This window comes from Sodalis glossinidius str. 'morsitans' (genome assembly GCF_000010085.1).
Classification (GTDB): domain Bacteria; phylum Pseudomonadota; class Gammaproteobacteria; order Enterobacterales; family Enterobacteriaceae; genus Sodalis; species Sodalis glossinidius.
Genome location: NC_007712.1, coordinates 1,986,961 through 2,010,518, shown reverse-complemented (window position 1 = coordinate 2,010,518; position 23,558 = coordinate 1,986,961). Strand labels below are relative to the sequence as shown.

Annotated in this window: 24 protein-coding genes; 2 read left to right on the top strand and 22 right to left on the bottom strand. The window is 54.5% G+C overall.

The window, feature by feature from the left end; genetic code table 11:
* Positions 1-471 precede the first annotated feature (471 nt).
* Genes SGP1_RS10525 through SGP1_RS10515 form a run of 3 tightly spaced genes read right to left on the bottom strand, consistent with a single transcriptional unit; the run spans position 472 to position 1,559 of the window.
* On the bottom strand, positions 472-825 hold the full coding sequence (locus tag SGP1_RS10525; RefSeq protein WP_041866877.1) for a hypothetical protein: 354 nt from the start codon (positions 823-825) through the stop codon (positions 472-474).
* On the bottom strand, positions 822-1,349 hold the full coding sequence (locus SGP1_RS10520) for a lysozyme (RefSeq protein ID WP_011411030.1): 528 nt from the start codon (positions 1,347-1,349) through the stop codon (positions 822-824). The genes SGP1_RS10525 and SGP1_RS10520 overlap by 4 nt, the downstream gene beginning before the upstream one ends.
* A 3-nt stretch (positions 1,350-1,352) precedes the next feature.
* Positions 1,353-1,559 carry a class II holin family protein gene (locus SGP1_RS10515; RefSeq protein WP_011411029.1) on the bottom strand — a complete coding sequence of 69 codons (207 nt, stop codon included), beginning with the start codon at positions 1,557-1,559 and terminating at the stop codon, positions 1,353-1,355.
* 238 nt (positions 1,560-1,797) lie between these two features.
* On the opposite strand from SGP1_RS10515, the gene SGP1_RS27195 reads away from it, so the two are divergent.
* Positions 1,798-2,877 carry an acyltransferase family protein gene (locus tag SGP1_RS27195; protein ID WP_011411028.1) on the top strand — a complete coding sequence of 360 codons (1,080 nt, stop codon included), beginning with the start codon at positions 1,798-1,800 and terminating at the stop codon, positions 2,875-2,877.
* 7 nt (positions 2,878-2,884) lie between these two features.
* Here the strand turns inward: SGP1_RS27195 and SGP1_RS10510 are convergent, their stop codons facing one another.
* The 18 genes from SGP1_RS10510 to SGP1_RS10425 all read right to left on the bottom strand — a co-directional run bounded on the left by SGP1_RS10510 (position 2,885) and on the right by SGP1_RS10425 (position 22,189).
* Positions 2,885-4,990 (bottom strand): phage tail fiber protein, encoded by a 2,106-nt coding sequence (locus SGP1_RS10510; protein ID WP_041866876.1) that lies wholly within the window; start codon positions 4,988-4,990, stop codon positions 2,885-2,887.
* Positions 4,991-5,005: 15 nt separating this feature from the next.
* Positions 5,006-6,616: a phage terminase large subunit gene (gene terL, locus SGP1_RS10505; RefSeq protein ID WP_011411027.1), complete on the bottom strand. Its 1,611-nt coding sequence runs from the start codon at positions 6,614-6,616 to the stop codon at positions 5,006-5,008.
* Complete coding sequence (locus SGP1_RS10500; RefSeq protein ID WP_041866875.1) at positions 6,613-6,954, bottom strand: hypothetical protein; 342 nt, start codon at positions 6,952-6,954, stop codon at positions 6,613-6,615. Before SGP1_RS10500 ends, terL begins: the two co-directional genes overlap by 4 nt.
* A gap of 78 nt (positions 6,955-7,032) precedes the next feature.
* Positions 7,033-9,507, bottom strand: a complete 2,475-nt coding sequence (locus SGP1_RS10495) for a hypothetical protein (RefSeq protein WP_011411026.1) — start codon at positions 9,505-9,507, stop codon at positions 7,033-7,035.
* 1 nt (position 9,508) lies between these two features.
* On the bottom strand, positions 9,509-10,981 hold the full coding sequence (locus SGP1_RS10490) for a hypothetical protein (protein WP_011411025.1): 1,473 nt from the start codon (positions 10,979-10,981) through the stop codon (positions 9,509-9,511).
* Positions 10,978-13,509, bottom strand: coding sequence for a hypothetical protein (locus SGP1_RS10485; protein ID WP_011411024.1), 2,532 nt, complete (start codon positions 13,507-13,509; stop codon positions 10,978-10,980). Before SGP1_RS10485 ends, SGP1_RS10490 begins: the two co-directional genes overlap by 4 nt.
* Complete coding sequence (locus SGP1_RS10480) at positions 13,509-14,021, bottom strand: hypothetical protein (protein ID WP_041866874.1); 513 nt, start codon at positions 14,019-14,021, stop codon at positions 13,509-13,511. The genes SGP1_RS10485 and SGP1_RS10480 overlap by 1 nt, the downstream gene beginning before the upstream one ends.
* 1 nt (position 14,022) lies before the next feature.
* Entirely contained in the window at positions 14,023-14,472 is a 450-nt protein-coding gene (locus SGP1_RS10475) for a GNAT family N-acetyltransferase (RefSeq protein WP_011411022.1), read from the bottom strand.
* Between the two features lie 2 nt (positions 14,473-14,474).
* A complete protein-coding gene (locus SGP1_RS10470; protein WP_011411021.1) occupies positions 14,475-16,463 on the bottom strand; it encodes a hypothetical protein in 1,989 nt (662 codons plus the stop codon).
* A 1-nt stretch (position 16,464) separates the two neighbouring features.
* Complete coding sequence (locus SGP1_RS10465) at positions 16,465-17,028, bottom strand: hypothetical protein (protein WP_011411020.1); 564 nt, start codon at positions 17,026-17,028, stop codon at positions 16,465-16,467.
* A 54-nt stretch (positions 17,029-17,082) separates the two neighbouring features.
* Positions 17,083-17,994 (bottom strand): phage capsid protein, encoded by a 912-nt coding sequence (locus tag SGP1_RS10460; protein ID WP_041866873.1) that lies wholly within the window; start codon positions 17,992-17,994, stop codon positions 17,083-17,085.
* 206 nt (positions 17,995-18,200) lie between these two features.
* Entirely contained in the window at positions 18,201-19,016 is an 816-nt protein-coding gene (locus tag SGP1_RS10455; RefSeq protein ID WP_011411018.1) for a hypothetical protein, read from the bottom strand.
* A 12-nt stretch (positions 19,017-19,028) separates the two neighbouring features.
* Complete coding sequence (locus tag SGP1_RS10450) at positions 19,029-19,304, bottom strand: hypothetical protein (RefSeq protein ID WP_050747565.1); 276 nt, start codon at positions 19,302-19,304, stop codon at positions 19,029-19,031.
* Positions 19,294-19,521 carry a hypothetical protein gene (locus SGP1_RS10445; RefSeq protein WP_041866872.1) on the bottom strand — a complete coding sequence of 76 codons (228 nt, stop codon included), beginning with the start codon at positions 19,519-19,521 and terminating at the stop codon, positions 19,294-19,296. The genes SGP1_RS10450 and SGP1_RS10445 overlap by 11 nt, the downstream gene beginning before the upstream one ends.
* Complete coding sequence (locus SGP1_RS10440) at positions 19,518-21,143, bottom strand: portal protein (RefSeq protein WP_011411017.1); 1,626 nt, start codon at positions 21,141-21,143, stop codon at positions 19,518-19,520. The genes SGP1_RS10445 and SGP1_RS10440 overlap by 4 nt, the downstream gene beginning before the upstream one ends.
* A gap of 3 nt (positions 21,144-21,146) precedes the next feature.
* A complete protein-coding gene (locus SGP1_RS10435; protein ID WP_041866871.1) occupies positions 21,147-21,395 on the bottom strand; it encodes a hypothetical protein in 249 nt (82 codons plus the stop codon).
* 10 nt (positions 21,396-21,405) lie between these two features.
* Positions 21,406-21,831 (bottom strand): hypothetical protein, encoded by a 426-nt coding sequence (locus tag SGP1_RS10430; RefSeq protein WP_041866870.1) that lies wholly within the window; start codon positions 21,829-21,831, stop codon positions 21,406-21,408.
* A 91-nt stretch (positions 21,832-21,922) separates the two neighbouring features.
* Positions 21,923-22,189 (bottom strand): hypothetical protein, encoded by a 267-nt coding sequence (locus tag SGP1_RS10425; RefSeq protein ID WP_025246086.1) that lies wholly within the window; start codon positions 22,187-22,189, stop codon positions 21,923-21,925.
* A 291-nt stretch (positions 22,190-22,480) separates the two neighbouring features.
* On the opposite strand from SGP1_RS10425, the gene SGP1_RS10420 reads away from it, so the two are divergent.
* On the top strand, positions 22,481-22,876 hold the full coding sequence (locus SGP1_RS10420) for a hypothetical protein (RefSeq protein ID WP_011411015.1): 396 nt from the start codon (positions 22,481-22,483) through the stop codon (positions 22,874-22,876).
* A gap of 36 nt (positions 22,877-22,912) precedes the next feature.
* Here SGP1_RS10420 and SGP1_RS10415 read toward each other — a convergent pair whose 3' ends face one another.
* Positions 22,913-23,509 (bottom strand): hypothetical protein, encoded by a 597-nt coding sequence (locus SGP1_RS10415; protein WP_011411014.1) that lies wholly within the window; start codon positions 23,507-23,509, stop codon positions 22,913-22,915.
* Positions 23,510-23,558: the final 49 nt, after the last annotated feature.

The following is a 23,558-nucleotide window of genomic DNA, read 5'->3' as shown; positions in this document are numbered from 1 at the left end:
TAGAGGGCCGTCGCCACTTCATCGCCATTATATCGCCACTTATCGACTTCAAGGCGAAAAAAAACCGCCTTGACAGCGGTGAGTAATATAAGGCATCTTGTTGATTATTATGGTTTTTTCTGTGTGGTACCCGGGACGAGACTTGAACTCGTACAGCCAAAGGCCGAGGGATTTTAAATTGAGCGTGTTATCGATATTAATCAATAACTTATGTTAATCCTTCCTAACAACATTGCTAACTAGGGCGCCAATATAGCAGGGTTTGCGGCTAACATCAAACGCCATGTTAGGAAAGAATTTCTCCCCTCTTCTGCATAATAATTCTGTTGCTATCTGCATAACGTAACTACAGACAGTCACTTCGTCGCTTCATACCACGACTGCCAGCGGTAGATTGTGGTCCGCAGTTCACGTGCACATTCATCGGTCTGAATGTCCGCCAACAGATCTTCGTCGCTGTTCTTCCCGGCGTCACTTATCTTGCACGGCGGCATCATCAAATCCGGGGATATGGTTGGCCGCGTCGATTGAACGCTGCCGCAACTGCACAGCGTCATCATCAAACTGGCATACACTACGATTCGGACTGTCAACATACTTCACCACATTCCGATAAACGGTTCGGTAAATCACTTTGGCCGCTACGTTGGCATCAACGGCTTTCTTCTCACCGGTATTCACTGCTTTTTCTGCTTCCAGGCGCTTTGCCCTGGCCTGTCTGTTTACATGCTCGCTGTGGGCGTACCAGCCTTTCAGATAACCGGCCCAGAATGCCCCGGAGACCACAGCGAGAACAGCAATCAGCGCGATAAGTTTTGCGTTCATTCGTCAAGTCCCCAGCATGTCAGCTCTGCTTCTTGTTCACGCCGCAGCACCTGACCGTAGCAGTCATTTGAACGGATACGGCAATCTCGGCCACCATCCCAAATCCAGCGCCTGATTTCAGCACAGGCACCGCGGCGATCCCCGGCGTTGAGCTTTTTCCAGAACGTGGACGAAAAACACCTGGCCGGCCCTATGCTCCACGGACAGAATGACGCTATACCCACTTTTTGCGTCTCGGTCAGTGGCACACGTACATTCCGCTCAACCCAAGCCAATGCTTTAGCCTGCTCGGCCTTATCAATTTTCTCGCATTGTTCCAGAGATAACCGCATCCCTTTGACTACAGGCTTGGCGTTAACGAACGTGGTGCCGCCGCAGATAGTCCAGATACCGCCCCCGTCCTGATACGCCACAGTCCGTAGCCCTTCTTTTTCATCCTGAAACTGCGACATAATGGCGGTACTCGTCGCTCCGGCAGCGATTAACGCCAACATGGCCGCACTGAGTTTACTTTTGCTCGCCATCTCTTAGTGCCTTTTTCGCCGGTAATCTTTGATTTTGAAATACAAATTGGTGAGATAGGTCAAAAGACCAAAAAATACCGATGCCAGCACGCCAATAGCTGACCATTGACCCGGACTGACGGTATCCATAAGCTGCAGCAGCCAATAGCCGCCGCTTCCTAATGACGTGCCGTAGGATAGCCCCGCCGCAACGTCCGAGATGTTATTCATTCTCATGCCTTACCCCTGCAGGGAATCACACTGTGTTATGCCACGGAGAGTAAGGTGTGCGAGCGGTCGGGATCCTGACTATAAAACTCGATGGTATTTTTAGGGACTAGGTTTACTAACATATTTTTATATAAACATAAAAAGGAAAAGTATCAACTATGGTGGCGTGGTGGTATTGCTGCTGTGTGTTAATTCGTGCCATAATGTAAAGTAAGAGTATTTCTATACGGTAAAAAATATGCTAGGTATTATTAGATTTTTTCTTGCGACGTGTGTAATTTTATTTCATTTATCAGGAAAATTCCCTAATTTTGGACTGTATGCCGTAAATTGTTTTTATGTCATAAGCGGTTATCTGATTACCATGATTCTTAATACAACTTACAATTTCAAGTTGATACCATTTACAACAAATAGATTCTTACGCCTTTTCCCTTCCTACTGGCTTGCCTGCATCACAGGCATTATATGTATTTATTTTATTGATAATCCTAAAGATTTTCATCTGTCCTATGGCCTTCATATATCAGTTAAAGAGTTCCTTGCTAACTTATTGTTAATACCTTGGGCTTTTTTATCTGATAAAATTATTATTTCACCTTTTTATGCTTTTGCAACTCCTGAATTTTTAGATTTTAAAGGATACATGTTCAGGGCAGTAACATCATCATGGTCCGTTGCTGTCGAAATTACATGCTATTTTTTACTTTGGTGCTTTGTGGCTAGAGGATATAAAAGGACATTATTAGCAATACTTGCTAGCAGCATTTATCATTGGTATGCAATAAGTGTTAGCGACAACATCATAACAACCTATTCTCCCTTTTTAGCCGCAATGCTTCCCTTTAGCATAGGTGCTCTAGGTTACTTTTTATCCCATTCAATAGAAAAGAAAAATAAAGATTTAATCAAACCTACGCGATATCAAATATTTTCTCTTTTCCTTTTCTCATTTTTGTTTATTACCAATTGGTATATTGGATGGCAGCGTAACGAGGCATTCGCATCATTTCACTACTATTTCAACAACATCATTGCTTTTGGAGCAGTTGTAGCATTGCATGGAACAAAGTTATCAGGCAAAATTTCAAAACTAGCTAAGTTCTTGGGAGATCTTTCATACCCTATATTTCTTTGTCATTTTTTTATAGGTCTTGTAGTATGGCAAATAAGTGGACAACCAACGGAAAATCGCGGATGGATAATATTTTTTATTGGATATGGTCTATCTGTAATTTGGGGACTACTCTCAATATTACTTATAGATAGACCAATATCTAAAATTAGAGATTTAATAAGAGCACGAGCCAATTTGTGATGTTTTGCTAAACTTTAATTTGTGATTCCAGAGCATCGATACGAGCCTCTAGTCCACGAACAATGAATAGTGCAAGCTGGTCATGCCGAAAGCTATAGCGATCTCCCGATGCTCTCTTCTCACTGACTGGCTTATCAAACTCATCATAATGCGTGATAACTTCTTTTTCATCCCAACAATCATAGCAGATAAAACCATAGTGAAACGGATTAAGTTGATGCTGAACCATGATTTCAATAGCTCTCTGTACTGTCATACCGCAATGTTCTCTGGCAGACTCTCCCTCCTCTTTATATTTTCCTATCCAGCGGTAAAAACCGATTTCTTCAGCTAAGGATTTTGCAGCGGCAAGTTCATTTTTATTAAAACCGCGCACCTTTGTTTTCTCACGTTCATCAGAGGTTTGAATGGTACCGTTAGCCGCGTAAATTGCAGAGATACGATTATTCTGATTACCTACGGTGTAAGCATTGTCACCAATCGGAACAAAATCCCCTCGCCCAGTTATACACCAGCGGTTATTACGAATCCTCTCCGTAGTATTACAGGTGCTAAAATAAATGCAGGCTGGGGTAGATGAAGTACTCCATTCTCCCATAGATCTTAATTCAATGCCGGCTTTTGCTATTTCAAACCCTTCTCCATTATGCCCAGCAAGAACAAGAAATGTACTTACTCCATCAGGCGTAGCCATCGGATCCGACATTGTACCGCCGTGGCATATTCCACGAAAAATTCCTTGAGATACTTCATTATTTTTCTTTGCGCTGATTAACTGAACTTCTGCGACATTACCTTCTCTGGCGATAAACAGCCCTCGACCTTCTTGGTCTCTCCAGTTAGCGTTACCGTAAGTAAACTGATAACGACCCGATGGTGCAATCCACACGTCACCAAAGCCGTTAAAAGAGGCCACATCAACACGTTTATCGATGGTGCTGTCTTGAGGGGTCGCAACAATCCTTAAATATCCGCCGTGATTGCTGTTGCTACATGAGCCTGACTGTATAAAATGCAGTGCGACATTTGAATGCTCGGTATAGTTGTTCCCTGTCCACGGACGAGAGCCATATCCACCTATCAGTTGGCCGTCCCCGGCTGCTACACCATTCCTCGCTTTGACATAATTGTGAAAGACGGCGCTACCACCATTGACATTTTCCACACCAAAACTGACTTCAGTTTCATCGTTACCAGTAATATTAATTGCAACACCGTTAGTTGCGGTGGTCTTTTCTATGGATAACCCTGCCGCAATACCTTTGAGATGAGTAATATCGCTGTTTACACCACGGGCAGCTTTACTTATCAACGCCTGCTGCACAGTTTCTCTTTTACCACCCGGCTGTTGACTACCAATTCGGGTCGCGCCATCGGATTTCGCCAGCTCGGTTAACACATCGGCGGCAGTGCCTGTGGGCGGCAACGCCGCAATCGGCGCACCATCTTCATCAAAGGAGAGTATTTTCCCGGCCCGCGTTGCTGCGTCCGGTATCGGGGAAATCGTAGATTCAGGCGCACGCAAGGCGCGATTTGAAATATCGGCGTGAAGCTGGCCGACTCGTTCATTGGTAGCACGGTTTAGCGCTTCAACATGCTGATTGGTTTTGCTATTCAACTCATCAGCATATCGGTTGCCCTTTTCGTGAAGCGTATCGCTATAGCTTTTCGTGGCCGCATCGTGCCTATCCAGGGGGGAGCCCAGCCGAGAGATGCGATAACCTTCAGCGTTAAAGGGTAAACCTGTTAGAGGACGACATAGCGCCAAACCAAGCTGCACAAAAGAACGCTGGATCGCCATCCAGAGGCGGTCAAAATCCTTGTTAACCGTATCAGCCAACATGTCGCCGTTATCCTGATAATCCGTCAACCGGGTCGTTGGCACCACTCGCTCCAGCATCACTGTCGCGCCAGTTGCGGGTGGAGTAAGGAATGTCACATTGCCACCGCCCAGATTACCCGTGCCTGTTACGGTATACCCCGTATTCACTTCGACGCCGTTAACCGTGACCTGAAGATCTGCGGCACTGATAATATAAAATTCAAACGGAAAAACCGTTGTCAGCCCGTTCGCAGTGTAAATAACGTAGGGCGTCTGATTGGGTACCGACATGGCGCACTCTCCTGGCTAGTAATCGACGTCGACGCTGTGCTCGCCGTCACTTAACTGCCAATTTTCGCGCACCCGAGTGGTCGGGATCCCGACTACTTTACCGATGCGTACCGGCGTTTGACTGATGGCACCGGCGCCGGAATCAATATAGTCATCCGGTTGATCGGTAAGCGCAGGGTTAAACTCCCGCATCTGGTCGTACATCGGACCGTCAAGCACATCGCTGTGCGCCCACAGGAAACGCGATGATAGTGGCGCTTCAAACGCATCAAGAATGCGCTTTTGTTTGTTGGTAACGGTAAATTCTTCCTGGACGCCGCACCCGGTACCTTTTAATGCCTGGCGCAGCAGTTTTCCGGCAAAGCTACCGGGGCCGTTGACTTCCACTACCACGCGGGGGATCTGGTATTTGATCACCATATCGCGTATCTGCACCACCTGACCGCCAGTGATTTTGTCGTTATCATTGAATTCGGCCAATTCTCCGGTTAGCGCCTGGCACACCTGCCAATACAGATGCCCGCGCGCATCGGTCAGCATCAAGGAAAAGGCGCTGGCATCTGCTTTTACTTTCCCGGTTGCCACGTCCCACCAGGCGACGGCACCCACAATCTGCGTCGCCCCCAGCCACAACGAGCACGCCCGGTTTGCGTAGCGTATCTCCGGCTGCACGTTGTACTCACGGATGCGGTCAGGATCGAGACGTACCTCCCCGATGGGCTTACTGTGCAGCTGATATTGACTGTCCCATTCGTTAACCGTGCGACAATCCTTACGCCGGGTTTCAAGCTCCTCCGCGTTGAAACGTTCGGGCCATTGGCAGCCCGCGTAACAATCAATCATCGTCTCGGGTGGCGCCGCAAACGCGATACCGTCTTCTGTCAGCCGATAATCCACGTGCTCGGCCAGCAGTCGCGCCCCATTGTGGATCCCCATAAAGACATAGTCAGGTCGAAACGGCAGCGTATAGCGCAGACTGACCGCCTCATTCGCCTCGATACGATACTCATGGGAAAAAAGTTTAATCGTCAGACAATCCGCGCCAGCAGCTTCCATCTCGTCGTACAGGCTGTCGTGGGTATGGGGTGTACCGATAAACAATTTTCGGCCTCCGGGAATAAGAATATGCGTCTGCTCACTCAGACGGTAACGCAGCTTTTCACGGGCTTCTGGCGTCTGAATATTGCCGGGGACTTCCACGTCATCGTTTTGGCATTCGTTCGCCCGCGCGCCGGTGACGTTTGAAAGGATCCCCTTTGCGAACATGCTGGCATTGCGCTTATCATGCGCCCCCTCAACCGACCATTGCTCAACGGCACCGATGCTTTTAGCCAACATACCTTTCGTCAGCGGATGGTTACGCAGCACATTCTGCGTGTCGCGACTGGTTTTACGGGCGGTGGAATCCGATTCGGACTGGTGAAGAATACGGTACTGCCGATCGCGGTAATACCGCCAGGCATTATAAACAGCCAGAATCGTCGATTTACCGAAGCCACGAAAGCAACGGAGCACCGCCAGATTGCCGCGATGCTCAAGCCAGTAGCACGCGCGATAATGACAGTCGGGCACATCCCATCCCATGCGCTCCGCCCATATCAGGAAGAAAGCGAGGAAAGACGTCATGCCTTCCCTTTCTGTATGCGCGCAATGATTTTCTCTGCTTCCCGCTCGGCACTGGCAACCTGTTGATCCAGCTCAAACGCCTCATCATCATCGCCAGGGCGGCCTCCCGGCGTTCCTCCACGCATTTGCAGGCCTATAAGCGTCTGCACCTTGGTTAACAGCGTCAGCGTGGCCGCCGCGTTCTTCTTGAACCAGTAGCGATCGCCGCGCTCCTGTTGCGTGTGCGCGTCAATGGCCTTTCCTGCACCAGGCCAGTTATCCGGATCGGCTTCTTCCAGCACCACATCCGTTAATTTATCACTCAGCGTGCTGAGGCGTGTTTTTTCATCGTTATGCATAAAAAGCCCCGTGATTATCACAGGGCTATCATGGACTTGCTGAAAGGTCAGGATCCCGACCGATTGGCGCGAGCGGGTTTATTGCGGCAGCCTGTCCTGCGGACGCCACCAGTAGGTTTGATTAAACTCTTTCCGGGAACGCTTTTCCATTCGGCGTAAATACCCCGGTGAAAAGATTTCCTGTAGCTGGTTAAAGACCATATGGTCAAACACCGCCTTGGTATACCATAAGTTTTGACCTGGGATCATGCCTTTGGCAAACTTGACGAGATCGCCCCCGGTTTGTTCCGGCTTACCCTCGACCGCGTTGAGCGGGATACCCTGCAACAGTTTAATGGCGTCATCAACAACCCCCGCCACCGGCCCGAGCATGGAGGCCAATGCGCCAGAGCCATACCGGGTGTGGTCGGAAAGCAGAAAATCACCATACAAGCCCGCACCGCCGCCCTTTAAAAAGGCATTGACCCAAAATTGCAGGGCTTTATCGCCCGTTATATCCCGTGGATTTCGTCCCGCAATAACTTCGCTGATTTGTTGGGACATCGCGCCCAATACGGTCGTACTCGCCAAAAAGGCCGCCAGATACGCTGCACGACCGCCTGCAGAGGGCATATTCAACGCACGGGACCAATGACGCATCATGACCGCGATGGGGAAAGATTTGAAGAGAAAAACACTACGCACAAGCTCGCCACGCCAGTCCCCGCGCTGCATCGCCGCGCCGGTCACCATGCGCTCGCGCGCACCGGGCGTAACCACCGCCATATCCACTTCCTCGCTGACGGCACCCAGCAATTTACGCATCGCCTCAAATTTCACCCGCTCGGCATTACCCAACGCTGCAAGTTTCTCATTCGGGATGCGCATAATACTTTCCGGGGTTAACATCGTTGTGTTGCCATTTCCCCAGTCCTCTTGCTCGGCCAGCTTCCATATCTTCCAATCTTGCGAGCTGATACCTTTGCTTTTGAGTATGCGCGCGTCCTCATCGGCAATTTTTGCAATGTCGGCGTGCTTACGTACCAGGTTACCGATTCCGCCCATCATGGTAACGCCGTAGGCCCGCTTATGCGCATCCGACCACGCGGATAGCCCACTGGCCCGCATTACCGCGTTAGCAACCCAGCGAGAGGGCGAAGGGCCCATATTATCGGTCGCCCAGCGGTTGACGCTTCCCAACAAGGTTTCCATCGCCAGACCCGCGCCACGGGCAAGCCGGATCTCGTCCTTATTCGCCGGGTTCATCGCGGCAAGCTGATTGCGCAATAGCTGTGCCATCGGCAAGTTATTGACCTTGGCCGTCAGGTACATCGTGCCGTTATCAGACAGCGAGGAAATCAGTGCCGAGCCTAACCGCGACGCCACGAGCCAGTTGCGCACGTGATCCGCCCAGCGGGCAATATGAGGATTGGCGATCGGCTGCGTTTTCCCGGCGATAAAGTTGTAAAGGTCTTCTGTTTTGTTCTTCAGTTTTTTTATCTTGCCAGTTCGTGATGGCGTTTCGTCAGCGGTTTTAGCCGCCAGCTCGTCAAGCAGGGAGCGGAACACCTGATCGGGGTTAGGGCCGTAGGTTTCCACCAACGCGATATCTTTACTCATACCGTCCAGGTGGTTGACCAGAATATCCCACATCGACTTTTCACCGAAGCGTTGCTGATAGGCTAAATACCCTTCCGCGTCTTTAAAATGAATTTGCCTTTCCGCGTTACCACGATTCGCGCGTGCGCCAGACAGACGTCGCCCCGAATCACCCAGTTTGTTCATGCCGCCAGTGGCAATGGTCTTGTAAGCATGACCAAGAAAATCGGCGACGTCCTTATCGCTCATCAGCTCGCCGTTCTCTTTGACGTACTTATTGCGATCAAGCTTCCCCATCACAAACCCGACCCAGTCGGATTGCGTGGCTTTGCCTACCTTTTCCATTGAATGGTGTTGCGGCATGCCCCAGTCTTCCAGGTGACCGATATCGCCTCCGGCATCGTTAAAGCGGCGGCGCAACAGCTCGGAGACGTTTTTCCACGCTTCAGCCCCCTTTTTTGCCCTCACGTTACCGGTATCCTGCCCGCGCATTTCGTAGACCAGATCGCTGATCCCCTGCTTATCCTCAAAAAGCTGAAAGAAACGCGGGTCAATGGCGCTGAATAATTCGTCCAGTTGGCTTAGGGCATAATCCCGCGTCGCCTTGGTGCGAGATTCCACCGATAAAAAAGGGGCTTTGCCGTCAGCGTGAAATGCAATCGTTCGGTTCAGGGCTTCCAGCTTGCCGCCTTTTCCCTTATAGCCCGCGATAAAGTTATCCAACCGCTGGCGCGCCGCTATCGTCAGCGCCACCCGCCGCTTTTTCAGCGTGGCCTCGCGCTCTAACGCTTCCGCCGCCATGTGTCCCGCGCGCTGCATCCGCTCTGACTCGCTTAAACTTCGCCATGATGTCGGGTCGTTACGCGCCAAATGGCGCATATTTTTCACGATGCGATCTTCAATCCCCTGGATCTCTGCTGAGGTCAACGTGCGTTTCGACGCCGCGGTGATCGCCTGTATACATTCCTGTCGCATTTTACGCTCTCCCAAGGAAGCAGCTTACCGCCACATCAAATAAACCGGCGTCGTGCTTCGCGTTTTCGACATCCTTATTGGCTTGTGCCAACAAGTCCGCCGCCCTGACCGCTGTAACACTGTCATCATGACTCACGACATGCACCTCAAGATCGGGATTTTCCATCACGGCGCGTTCTGCATGCCGGAAATCATACTCATCACCCGCAGTGTCATTACCACGGGCCTGATGTTCCCCCGCGGCTAACGGGTCCTGTCTCACCTGCGCCACTGTACGGGGTTTAGGCGTGGATAACCCCCTCATCCCCGCGACATCCGCGTGATACTGCTCCGCTGCCGTGGTGGCGCCACCCCTAAGCCCTAATGCCTCACGCACCGACTGTGAAGCCAGATTGACTCTTGGCATCTTTTGCAGAAATTCCGCCCCCTCAAGCAGCGCGCCGACATCGACGGGTTCACCTGCCAGTACGTCCGTCATCGCCTTATTCATCGCCTGGGCATGGGCATTGCGGGAAAGTACGCTGACAGGCACCCCCGGCGCCACGGTCACCTCAAAATTAACGTGGCTGCTGCTCGTTAGCGCGGCGTCAATCTCTTCCGGAGAGACGCGCCTTACCGGTACATCCTCACCTCGGCTATTGATAAAGCGCCCCAGCCCACCGAACGCCACGCCTAAAACGGCATCGGTTGCCAATGCCTGAGCATCCATAACGTCATACTGGCGCGCCATGTCCTCGTAACCGCCGCGTCGTAAAGTCTCGGCGGATAACCCACGCTGGGCCATACCCATAGCGATATTAGTACCTGCCGAATAAAACAGGTCAGGTGCAGCGCGGGCCACGGCACCGGCTAATGCCCCCGAGGCGCCTCTGCCAACAGACAGCGCGGCACTTACCCCCTCGGCCACCGCGCCCCCTGCTCGCAACCCCAGCGACATAGGGAGAACCACACCTAATGCCGCCGTGCCGCCGGTGACCAGCGCCTTATCAACGGCGGTCCCGTAATCAACGCCGTCGGCTCGAGATTTCTCGTAATCGGAGAACCCTTGCAGTGTACCCACGGTTGCAGCAGCGCCCCAAGGACCACCCATGAGGGATCCTGCGATCGCCTGTCCGCCTAGTTGCCCCAGAGAGTACAGGACTTGCCCCGCCGTTCCGGTCGTGCCCGGATCGGGTGTGAGTTCGCGGACGCTTTTTTCCGCCAGTTTTCGCTGTTCCTTGAAAAAATCGGCTGAGGAGTCACGCACGCCAAAGGTTTCGCTCACCGCTTCGGCAACGGGCGACATCACGGTATCCAGCGCCGCCCATCCCACTTGATCCGCCTGTCTTACGCCAGACCACAGTCCTTCAAAAAGGGCAGTCCCCGCACCATCAAAGAAAGCTGCATCTTGCAGCGTACCTGTACCAATGGGATGTTCCGAGGCGTAGGCCAGCGCTTTATTTTGTTGTGTTGGGCTAAAACCGAAATAGCTCATTGAGGAATGCCCTCCTCGCCAAAGCGGAGCTTTTCTGCGTCAATGTGCAACACCACCGGTCTGCCGTCTTTTCCTAACAGATAACCGCCACCGAGCTTCACCAGATACTGACTGTCGCCGTGGCTCTGTAAGCCGTATCGCCCGGGCGGCGGCTTGATTCCGTCGTCCAACACTTGTTTCTTCCAGGCTACGCCCACCGCTTTATTGAACTGGCTTTCTGACATCCCCCAGGGTAACAGCACGTCCCCCTGTCCTCCGTAGTCGTATACGCCCCCGGTCGCCACGTTGATAGCCTGAGTCCAAGTGTCTTTGTCGTATTCCCCTGAGACGTTCCCCTTGCGGGCCATGACGCCAGCGTAATAATCCTTCGCGACGTCGTACGCCTGCGCAGCACCTTCGGCATCACCCGCAAAAGCCTTGCCGACCTTGTCGACAAATTCAGGACGTAAATCAGTATCTTTAGGCATTTCAATCCCGCGGGTTTTATTCTCGACCCCATTGACGTTGGTCGTCACGCCGGCGCGGGCATTGGCCCCCTCGATAATCGTTTTCGCTGCATCATCCGGGGTAACCATTAAATCAGCGCTCAACCAACCTCCCTCATTCCCTATTACGTTACCCCTCTTTCCCATGATGGCACCGGCAACCGCCGCCGACGGCGCGTAGCGGCTCACCTGCTGTAACGCGGCTGAGTACTGCACCCCCGCTCCCAGCCCCTGTCGCAGTGCATCCAGATAAGCAATGGACTGCGATGCCGGCGCAGAACGCAGCATTTCGCCTATCTGAGACGCTTCCGACTGGGAAAAAATGGCTAACGGGGTGCCGTAATGCCGGGCAAGCTCAGGCGCTAAACTTCCCCGTGACGATAGCCCGGCGCGGAAGGCCTCTGGCGTTTGCATATCGAGAGGGGCAATCTGTTTTTGTTCCGCCGCGTATTGAACAGGATCTTGCATTCGCGCCCTGTTGACGTATTCAACGGCTTTTTGCAATGTCTCATGGCGTTTAGCCGCCTCAGCGTAACCTTCTCCTGGCACGGGTTCACGTGCATTCAGTAACGCCTGCTGGCCCACCGGTGATAACTGCTGGACCGTTGAGATATCGCTACCCAGCTGTTGGGTATCGAGATAATTTGCGTACGCTTTTTGTCCCGCATCGTAGCCGTAGGCACGGGTAAATTCGTCCGCTGTGAATTCACGGGGGTAATTCTTCCCACGTAACGCCGCCGCAGTGAAATCTTTCAGCTCACCCTCTAACTCAACACGATATTCCCGCTGCTGCTGGTTGAGCTGCCCCTGCGCCACGCTGCGCAGCCGCGCAAGCTGTACCGGATCTAACTGGGTCACGGCGGTTGTGGCGCCTGCCGCGCGCAAGTGGTTACCGTCCGGCGCGGGTAGCGTCACCAGACCCAGCGCGGACATTGCGCCCGTTGAGATTTGTTCTTTGGAATAGGGGTTACCGCCATTCTCATGCTCGGTTATTCCCGCACACAGCGCGGTTAGCGTATTGATGTCCGTCAGGTCGAGTCGCTTGTCGGCGGGAACTTTCAATGCCTTAGAGACAGCGGCAATATACGATGCCGTGTCGTTTTCATTCGGGGGGGCCCAGCGTCCGATGATTTGTTCGACCGTGTTGTAACCGCGTTTATTGTAGGCCAGCAGGTTTTTGCACAACGCGCGAAGGCCGTGCTCAGGCGTCGCGAATGACGCAAATCGTCCGTCGCCCTTGGTCTCCCCCTCCCAGGTGTTTTCCGTGCGTACCAGATTCCCCGGATTGTTACTGCGCACGCCGACCGGCGCGGTTGCGCTGCCGCCGCTATAGCGCACCGCGCCTCCGGCGTCTGAGGGCTCTCCCGCCAGCCGGACAAAATCAGCGGGATTCGATACCGCGATATTCTGCGCGGTAGTAAACGCGGTTGTTTTCACATACTTGTTCTGCTGCTCGCTTATCTGTTCCGGGGTCCAACCGTGCACCTTGCCGTACTCGGCGATCTGCTGTTGCGCGCTCCCGACTTCCAGTTGATAACTGACGTTGTCATGCCAAAATCCGGCGGCGCGCGTCTGGCTGTTGGCTATCGTTGATTCAAAATTCCCCTGCTCAACTCGCCGACGCTGCCCCAACTCATGGCTTAAGCCGGTTCGCTCGAGTTGAATACGCCGCGCGATAGCCTGCTGCTGGAACGGCTCGCGCATATCTGAGGGCAACTCCGCCGCCAATTTATTGGCGAAATCCTCGTATTGCCGCGTGTAATGACCCGTAGCCCCTTCTGCGTTTGTCCCCTGCAACGCAAGCAGCCCGTGTTCGGGGTCATTGACCAAGCCATTGGTGAAATCATCAAGCTGCAGCGTCAGTGCCTGTAAATGACCCTGTCTTTCCTGCTCGATGCGCCGCTGTTGCTGCTCCGCGCCCCCGATGCCTACCGACGCCAAATGCTGCAGCGCATTCGCGACGGCGCCGGTGTTGCCCACGTCAACGCGGGTCGGTTGCGCAGCAGGCGTCGCATTGCCAAAATTCCCCACTGGAATACGCATCAGCGGATCCCCATATTCGCGAAAAGGTTACTTGAAGCGGCGTCTGTCGTCGGGTTAGCTTTCTTCCAGCCTGAGTAAGCCTTTGCCCCTCCCTGTAATAACGCGCTGCCGGCATTGATATATCCCGCTGATGCCGCATTGCTGCCGCTAATGCGGTCAGCTTGCGCCTGCGCCCTGTAGCGTGCGCTGGTGTTCATGCCGTTTACTATCGTGGTGTAGGCATCCTCTTCCGCATCGCCGGTAATGCCCGAGGTGATGCGTAGAGCAGTACCCTCCCCGGTTTCTACCCCGGAGGCAGCCAGTGCAGCATTCGCCTGCGCCGCCTGATGCTGACCCGCCTTACGGATTTTTTCCGCCTGCACCTTTGCCGCCGCTTTAGCCGCATCAGCGTCTGCCTCAGCCTGCGCGGCCTGATAATTCGCCATCTTCTGCTGTTGCTGCCCCTGCACGACGGCACCGCCTGCCGCCAATACCGACGATGCAACCAGCGCAATCTCGACGCCTGTACACATCTCACACCTCCATCGAATAAAGCAGCCCGGTGCGTGACAAGCCAAGCCGTGAATATAATTCGCCGGTGCGTTCCTCGTGCACCCCCGTGGTAATGCCCATATTGATCACCGCGGCGCCGTGCTCTTTCGCCCAGGCCATAAAGGATTTGACCAACCGTGCACCGGCCGACCCGCCACGATGGTGAGGGGAAATGAAGACGCCGTACTCAAACGCCATCAACTGGCGCGAAAACCATTGCTCCCCAATGCCACCGGCCAGCCAGCCGATGATCTGCCCGTTGTGCTCTGCCACCAGAACGCAACCGGCATCGGCGCTGATAAGGTGATCGGCCAAATCAGCGCATTTTAGCGCGTCAAACGGCGAGTTTTCCGCGTAGCGTGATTCCTGGTACATGCTGGCCCCCAGCGCAATTAACGCCGGGATATCGTTTCGTGTTGCCGTTCGGATCATGGTTAGCCCCCGTTGCTGGTAAACGTGGTGATAATGGCCAGAAGGTGAAACGGCAACGGCTGGCGCTGCTGCACAATCAAGGTATCCTCGCCACGCTCCCAGCCCAGTTTGCCCATATAGTGATCCCCCGTGAACAGCGGTGCCGGTTTATCCAAAATCTTCGGGCCGAATGTGCGAAAAGGGATGATCTGGCCGTTGCATTCTGCGCCGATGGTGTCAAGAAAACGCATCGTGACTTCGCTGGTCCGCTTACGCGCGTTCTGCGTTGTCCCCTCCGTCGTGGCAACTTCAGGCGTTAATGTCTCTATCGTGGTGTCGTAGTGGAGACCTATCTCTACGGTCTTCGCTTTACGCGCCAGCGTGACCTGCCCGCCAGAGACAACGGCACGCGGCATGACCGACCCATCGGCAACCACATCCACCGTTTTGCCCTCCAGGTGCCGAAGCCCCGCCCAGGTCGTAGCACCGGCCTCGCTACGCCCGGTGATGGCCGCATCGGTATTCAGCACGTTATCGAACACTTCGACGTAGCGTACGGTGTGCCCGTTAATGTGACGGCGAACCAGTGCATACAGCACGTCATCCCGCTCGGAGGGGATGGACGTCACGGACTCAAAAGCACCCTCAGTCATCTGGCGTGACCAGGCAACCACATCCTGAGCGCGATCCATCGTCACCGTGACGGCGACACCATCTTCACGCACCAGCCAGATAAGCCCGTCCGGCTGCTGCTGGTACGCCATATCGCGCACGCCGCCCGCCGTGATGTGCTCCGCCAGTACCGTCAAATCGTTAGCAGCATAGGACACGAAGCTGTCGGGATCGTACGCCACGGCATAGAGCTTGCGCCCGGCCCGCTGGATAAACAGAATTTCGGTACCGACGCGCAGCGGACGAATACGGTTACAGCCATACGGGCTGGGATTCTTGACCGAAATATTGGTCGGCGTGATAGCCGCGTCGTTTCCCGACGTAATGGTAAATTCACCGCCGTAGGTCAGCGCAATCAGCGTGTTCATCTGTGCCAGGTGGACGATCGGGTTAAGCTGATCAGAAGACAGTGTAAAGCTGATGGCCGCATCGTCTTTGGTCCCCAGCTCGAACGACAGATAGGCTCCGGTTTCACTCCACCAGATGGTTTGTGGATATTTGGGCGATCCGGCCAACACCAGACGCTGCTGGTATAACGTCACCGCCCCCGGATAACCCAAATTATCCGTCCAGACCGACTCCTCTCGCGTCCATGAGCCGGGTGACGCGGCCTGCTTGGCGTTTAAATCCGAGCGAAGCGTCCCCACAGCCACCTGCGCACTGTCGATGCGCTGTATCAGGACAAGGCCGCCATTGATGCGCACATAGGCCCCCACATCCTGGGCAACCCATCCCGCACCAGTGAATGGTGGATTTCTATTCTCACCCGGGTCCGCATCACTGAGCGTCAGTGTCACCTCGGAGCCAACGAATTCTTTTGCCGAGGGCCTACACCATTTTTTCGGTGTCTCGCGGATTTCATCAAAGGGCTCGACGATAAACGGTGCGGGCTCCAGCACCCAGTCCGTTTGCCCACGACGCTGGAGCCGATAAGGCTTCACCGCCGGATGCACCAGGAACATGGTATCCGCGCCCTGAACGTAATTCACCGAGGGCAACCGGTCAGCGCTGTAGGGGCTGGCAATTTCATACGGTGTGTTGTTGGCGTTCACCACCGGTTTACCTTTTTGGTAAACGCGCAGGTAACCGTCGCCAAACTCCAACACATACGCCTGTGAACGGTTAAAAACATACGGGATAAGCCGTGCCGGGCGATCGCTGTATTTGGCGGCGGCCGCAAAGCGGGTACCTGGACGGCGCATGACGCCGCCCTGCACCACCACAACGCCATTTTGGATAGCTTTCGCGCCATTGGCATAACGCATAATATCAACGCGCCCCATCAGGCGCGGAGAGACTTCCCCGGCGGTGAAATTGGTTTTAATTAGATTGGCGCGCATCTTAAAACCTCGACGCCAAGGTGGGGAAACCGTCCAGCCTCTCCGGCGGATCTTCCTGTCCATTGATGGATTTCGCCTGCTGGAGCAGAAAAGCGGCTTCCTGTGTCAGACTGTCGCGCAAGCTGGCAGATCCCGTGACGGCATAGGCCAGTTTTGCCTGCATCGTCACTTCGGCGACGTTGACCAATGCCACGTCCCAGGTTGATTCATCCTCACTGCGAAAGATATAGCGCAGACGGGCCTCCTGTACGTTCGCCAACAGGCGTTTTCCCTCAATGCGATACGGGATATCGTCATACCGTTCACCCACCGACAACACCCGGATAAGATCCGCCGGAAGGGGAAACTGGTAGCCAAAACCGAAAGCGGGGGCGGTACTGACGGGAGAGAGCACGACGCGTTTAATGGCGCAGTGCCACGGATGGGCGCGCAGCAGGTTATTGCGTACAGAAGGGTAAATATTGGCGCAGAGTCTGGCGTGCGGGGTCGCCTCATCGAAACTGTTGATCGGATGCGCCCCCAGCGCCAGCAACGCGTTAGAGCAGATAGATACACTCGAACTCATGGCGACACCTCAAATGAGAAAGGCCGGGGAGCCCCCGGCAAAGATCCCGGCGGCTTACGCGACAAACTCGATGGCGACGACTTTTTTTTCGTTCGCCCGACCGGCACCATAAGACGCATCGACAGAAATCTGAATGGTATTATTTTTATCGCGACGCGGGCCGATATCAACGTTGTACTGTGCGCCCGTCCCCAAATGCACCGCGGATTTACACCAGGCGGCGGCGGTTTTGGTGGTGACGGTAGGCTCGCCTGCTTTCGCTTCATCCAACTTTTCGTACGCCAGCCACTTAAAGCCCAGCCAGTTACCGGACACCGCGCCCTCCTGGAGCATCTTCACCGCCATAAAGTCGGCGCTGGTCAACGTGGTATCGCTGAGGATCTGCGTCAACATGTCGGCGTTGTAAGTGATATACAACTCCTCACCGTTCTGTTCATCGCACTCGTTACGGCGAAACATCGCCTTGGCGGCAATCAGCTTGGCCTTGGTCATGCCGGTTTTGCCTGCGACAATCTTTTGCGTTGTCGGCAGGGCGACGGGCGCATAAGCACCGGTATCCGATGTTTTGCGCAAAACGGTATCGAGCAACGCCCGATAAATAATGTCGTCCTTTTTGCGGTTAGCGGCAGCCAGGGTCAGCTGTAAATAGGGCCCCTGCGGATCAGCAATCAGTTTGCGCAGGTCACGCTTCTCCACCGGCACGAAGACCCCGTAGTCCGCCATCAAGGCGTTACGCGTTCCCGCTTCAGGGACATCCCAGACCGTATCACCGAACCGCGTGGTGATTTGGGTCATCTCGATAGTCCCCATATCGTTGATGGTGAACGATGCCCCGGTAATATGGCCTCGGTCGGTGACGGCGGCCTGCAGGCGAGAGTCTTTTTGCTGCGAGGCAATTTCAAACGAATCATGGAACTGCTGCACAAACGCAGCGGTGATCATGTTCTTGTTGGCATCAAAAGCCATAATGCACACTCCGAATAGTGATTAATCGCCTGCGAGGTGTCGGTCTCCCGGCTCGTTTCAACGCTGCCCGGTTGGCGCTGACGGACAGAGGGGATCAGGTATCCGGCTACCCAGCCGGGCTGCTTTGTGAGGATTGTGAGTGTGATGTGCGGTCAGGATCCCGACCAAATGAAACGAGGCCAGCCACGCGGCCGGCCTGTTGACGGTCAGGCGACAGAATGTGTGCCGTACGTCTTCTGGTAGAATGCTCGTATCTGGGCGGCGACACGATCATGATCAGCATGTTTCGGGTCGGCATAGGCTTCCGACTTCATCAGGTCACGGATGACTTGCTGCGCCGTCGGGTTAGCGTCCGCCCCCGCCGGCGTATCCTCCTGCATCTCCGCCCCCACTTTCGCCAGCAGGCGGATAACCAGCGGATTATTGCCGATATCATCCAGGCGATCTTTGTCGCCTTCATCGGCCAGCGCATGAAACGCACGGTAGGCCAGCCCGATGTTTTTGTTAAATTCAGCGTCAGATTGCCACACCGCGCGTAACTGTGTCCCCGCGGCGTCCGCATCCAGCTCGGCCGCACCGTTCACTAACGCCGGGGCACGTTGCAGGTACTCGCCTAGAATAAAGCCCATTTGGTCATTCGTGATGCCCCTGGCGTGAGCGGCTTTGAGAAAGCCCTGCATTTCAGGATCGGCTTTGAATTCATCCCATTGAAACCCCTCGGCGTCTACCTTCGGCGCGTAGTCATCAACGGACTTCGGCGGGGCATCACCGTGACCTAAACGCTTCTCAAGATGCGTATAAGACTCCGCCAGTTTGCGCGCAGAGCTTTCCACGTTAAGCTTGCCGTCATCGTCCATAACGCGGAATTTTTCCGGTACCCAATCCACCTCGTCCGCTGGCGCCTGTGCGCCGGTGCCAAGCAAAGAATGACCCGCATCAGGATTAACAGATCCGTCGCCACCGTTGCCCCCCGCGTCCTCGCCAGCATCGGCGTGCAGGAATAAGTGTTTAGATTTCCACATGGTTTAAAACCCTCAGCTTGAAGCGATAATTTTTGCGGTACGTAAACTGGCCAGAATGGCGTTAACCGTGGTGACGATTTTTGCAACGTCAGCACCCGCAGCAAGATCAGCAATCGCTGCACCGGTGACTATTTCCAGCGTGGTGCGGGCATTCGCAGCGCTGCCCGCGGTCAGCAGTGCTTTCCCTGTCGTGGACGCATCCGTTATCTGGTCTGTGCTGGTTTTTACTGTGACAGGTTTTTCGATAACCTTATCGCCCTTGTCGGTATGTTCAATGTCAATCGCCATCGTCGTAGACTCCGTCAGCCTGGTTAATTCTCATGAGAATGAAATCGAGCACGGCACGCTGCCCGGCTCTGTAGCACGTTGCGCGGTCGCCCTCAGGGCCACCCTCCACGTAGACGGCGCGCCCGAATCGCCGGGCTAATTCCGCCAGCACTTCAGGACCGCCCGCCGTCTCTTCAAACAGGCGTTTGTAATCGCCCGGTAGCACGGGTTTTCTCATTGTCCCCCCGCCAATCTTTGGCCCATTGCGCTCCCCGCGGCCTGACCGGCGGCGCTGGCTGCCTCCTGCCCGGCCTGCATCATCAGCTGCTGTTGCGCTTGCTGCTGCTGAGCCTTGGCGCGCTGGTCGCGTAGGCTGGTGACATCCGCCGCCGAGCGGATCACCTTAGCCGGTACACCCAGCGCATCGGCCACCACGCGCATGGCCTCATCGGTGTCCACCAAGTCTACGACCTCCGGGCTAACCTGGGAGAGCTGCGCCACGTTCGCGCCAAGACGCTCAATCGCAGTCACGTCCTCCAGCTTCTGTGCGCGGGCCAGCGGCGAGATATAGCGCACATTAAAATGCGCGGTTTGCATGCTGTCCGGGGGAGCAGGGAAGACGCCAGCGCGGAAGGCAATACCGAAACAGCGCTCAACCAGCGGTTGCAGGTATTCAGCCTGAAACCGTCCGTAGACCGGCCCCAGCAGTTGGCGGATCAGGGCCACGCGGACATGGACTTCGGTCGCGGTCATCGCCGGGCCATCCTGTGGCTGCAACTGGTCGGCCATCATGATTTTGCGAATGCTGGCCTGCAGGCGGTCTTCTGCGGTAAACGCGACATGAAAATCAGCCCCCGTGAGCAAGGGCTTCATACTGTTCACGCTGCTCGCCACAATGATGCGGCGCGGGCCGACCTTGACGGAGTACGGATTGATGACACCGTCATCCTCGGCAATCCACATGCCCGAAATGGCCAAATCCTGCGCGGCCTTCTCCATGCGTTTGGTTTCGTTCAGCTCCTTGCAGTCTGGCAACGCGTCATATACCGGGCCAATGCCGTACGCGCCGCCAGAGATTTTCATCCAGCGCGGTACGCAAACGGGGAATTCGTGGTAACCCGATTCTCGCACTATGCGCTTTCCTTGCCTCTCCACGTGAAAAGAGGCAAAGCGCAAATGCTTAGCCAAACGGGCGTTTACTACATAATTCTTACGCGGGAAAATGGCGTGCAGGAAATCAAACTTGTCATCCGGCTTATCCTTGGCAGCACGGCGTATTTTCTCGCTGACGCCCGCCTCTCCGAACTCAGCGATGGCCTGCTCGGCGGTCATCTGATAGCAGCGATAAATCGTATCGACAATGCCGTCTTTGCGGGTTGACGCAACGTAGCATTGCGATAGCGGCCACTGCTGGAACATATAGCCGCCCTCCTCCCGGTTCTCGTCGATGTACAGCACGAACCAGCCCGCGCACACGACGTCAAGATTCGCCTCATAGCCTTCCGCGTCAAAATTGGCTGCGTGAATATTTTCCCAAACCAGAGTCGCGCAGCCTGATAGCCACGCTTTAGCGTCATCCGGCAACGATTCGCTATCAAGGTTTAGCCATTGCGCATTCGCCGGCGTCATGCCAGACATAAGCGCCGAGGCCAGCATGCGGGCGCTGTCGGTGGCGGTGCCGTCCAGCAGCTTCGCCACCTTCGACTTGGCGCTCTGTGCGTCCAGCACGTCAGCCGAAAAGCCGGCGCCACGCAACGGATAGGTGTAGTCGTAGCACTCGCGCCAGACGCTTTCATGCCGCTGGCGGTGGGATTTTAGCGTATCAGCACGCGTAATCAGCTTGACGGCAAGTTCATCCATTCGTTACGCCCCTAATGCCTTTTTCTGCGCAGGCTGCGCGCCCGAAGACAACAAAGAGCTGCCTGAGTCCGCGGCCCCTTCTGCACCACTGGCCAGCAAAGACGAGCTTTTCTTGCGTTTCTTGCGCGCGGCGGTATCTGCGTTCGCCGCCTTTGCCGCTGCGTTCGCCGCCTTTGCCGCTGCGTCTGCCGCCGCATTGGCTTCAGCCTGCGGATCCGTTCGTACGACCTGGGGTGCACTCCCTCCACACATCACGCTCTCCTTAGCCCGGCACGTGCCAGCCGTGTTCCGTTAAAATCGGCTTACCCAGTACGGGCTGACGTTTACCCTCTTCATTCGTCACAACCCCAAGCGGCGCGGCGGCGGCTGCCGTGGTGGCCTTTTTAACGAGTTCGAGGAAAGAGAGATTATCGGTTAGCTTCTGCTCGACCATATCGGTAAAGCCCAGGGCTTCAAAGCGGGTGATGATGGCTGCGGCCGGCTCGTCAAGCGTGGACAGGATAGCGTTACGCTCAGCCTGTGCGGTGCTGTCTGGCAGTGCAGAACCCCTCTGCTGCACGGTCTGCTCATCGGCAGTGCCGACACCCTCAGGCAATGCTTCATTGCCCGCCTGTTCGTCTGTAGCAACCTCTGCGGCGGTTGTGGACTCCTGCCCCGGGATTTCGACGGCTTTTCTTTTTCGTGCCATTGTCGTGGCTCCTGTCGATAATAGAGCCACCAGTGTGAAAGGGATACCCGGTCAGGATCCCGACCAAATGCGCTGTTGCGGAAGAGGGGGGCTAGCGTTTGTTGCGCCAGGCGTACACAAAGCGCCGCGATGATACCTGCACGGGCAGCTCTGTGCGCTGGCGATGCGTGACATAACACCAGAAATCAATCAGTGCCTCGCCGGTGTGATGATTAGGTGCCGCGCCCTGCTTCCAGCCAATAATCGCAGACTTGGACACGTCCAGCTCTCTGGCGATTTCCTGTAACGGAATGCCGGCGCGGGTAATGTCGTTTATCACCCGAAACCAGTCGGTTTTGACCGTTGCAACTACCGGCACGGTGTCCCCCCAAAACGCGCGTGCGCGCGACCCTGAGAGCGTGTTTTTATCGATTGCAACAAGCCGCCGGCCTCGGCTGTCGCCGTGGTCAGTGTGGTAGGTCTCGTTTTTTGATATGCCGTCTGCGCCATCTTAACCCCTGGGTTGGACGGCACAGCAGTTGGATTAGGGAGGCCAGTTGTTCAGGCTGGCGTGGTGATTATAGCAAATTCTCTGTGGCATCGTTGGCGCAAAGTTGCCTTGCCACGCCCCTGACAGCTATACTGCCTGCATCACCAAGAGGATACGCACATGGGCCAAGTCGCATTTGATACATTGAAATTCGTCGAAACGCTTGAGACAGCCGGTTTACCGAAAGATCAGGCTAAGGCAATTTCGCTTGCGGTACGCGAATCGCATGAAGCGGCCGACGTTGCTACAAAGCGCGATCTTGAAGATGCTAAAAAAGACGTTTTATCCGAAGTTACAGCCGTCAAGCGCGATCTTGAAGATGTACGTAAAGAGATTGAGTTTCGCTTTGAAAAGACCGACACCCAAATCGCCGATGCCAGAAAAGAAACGGCGACACAGATAGCCCTTTTGCGTAAGGACGTTGAAAGCATATCAACGTGGTTGCTCATTAAGATGGCTGCCATGATGACGGCACTTCTTGGAATTGCGGTCACACTCGTCAAAATTCTCATTTAACCTTCTCAACAACCCACGCCCAACCCCAAATTATCTTCAGAACGGGATTGAATCCTCGTACGCATCGACGGGCGGTATGCCTTGAGATGGATAACCGCTGTATTGCGGGTTATGACGGCGCTCATCCTTGTCCTTAAGCGTGGAAAGCATCATATCGATAGTCTTTGCATCCTGGCTTTCGAGACGTTCCTTGATAGTCTGCTTCGTATCAGGATAGAACGGGATACGAATTTCAAAGTTGTAGGTGTCTCCGCCGTCCTGCTTGGTGCGTAAAATCTTCTGCAACAGTAGCCCTACACGCTTTCCAGCGAACTCAGGAACGATAGTTTGGCTGGTACTGAGCATCTTTTCGCTAATGCTTTTGACTTCGGTACAGCCCATGATGGCTTGAATCATGTTAACGCCGTAGGCATTGGCGGAGCCATCTTTCTTGTTGATACAAACGGAAAGGTATTGGATGAGGTGGCCGTCTGCTGATTCGCCTGAAAATTCAATGAACGTTGCACCATTTTGACTTTTCACTACTTTGGCTTCCTCGATGGTGATAACGTAAGCGCCGGACTCCTTGATAAAGTTGCTCTGCCCGGCTGATACGGCTGCTGATTCGTCATAAGTGAACAAGGTTTTGCTCATGATACAGTTTCCTTGAGATTTCGAATGCTGGTAAATTTATAGTTGCTGC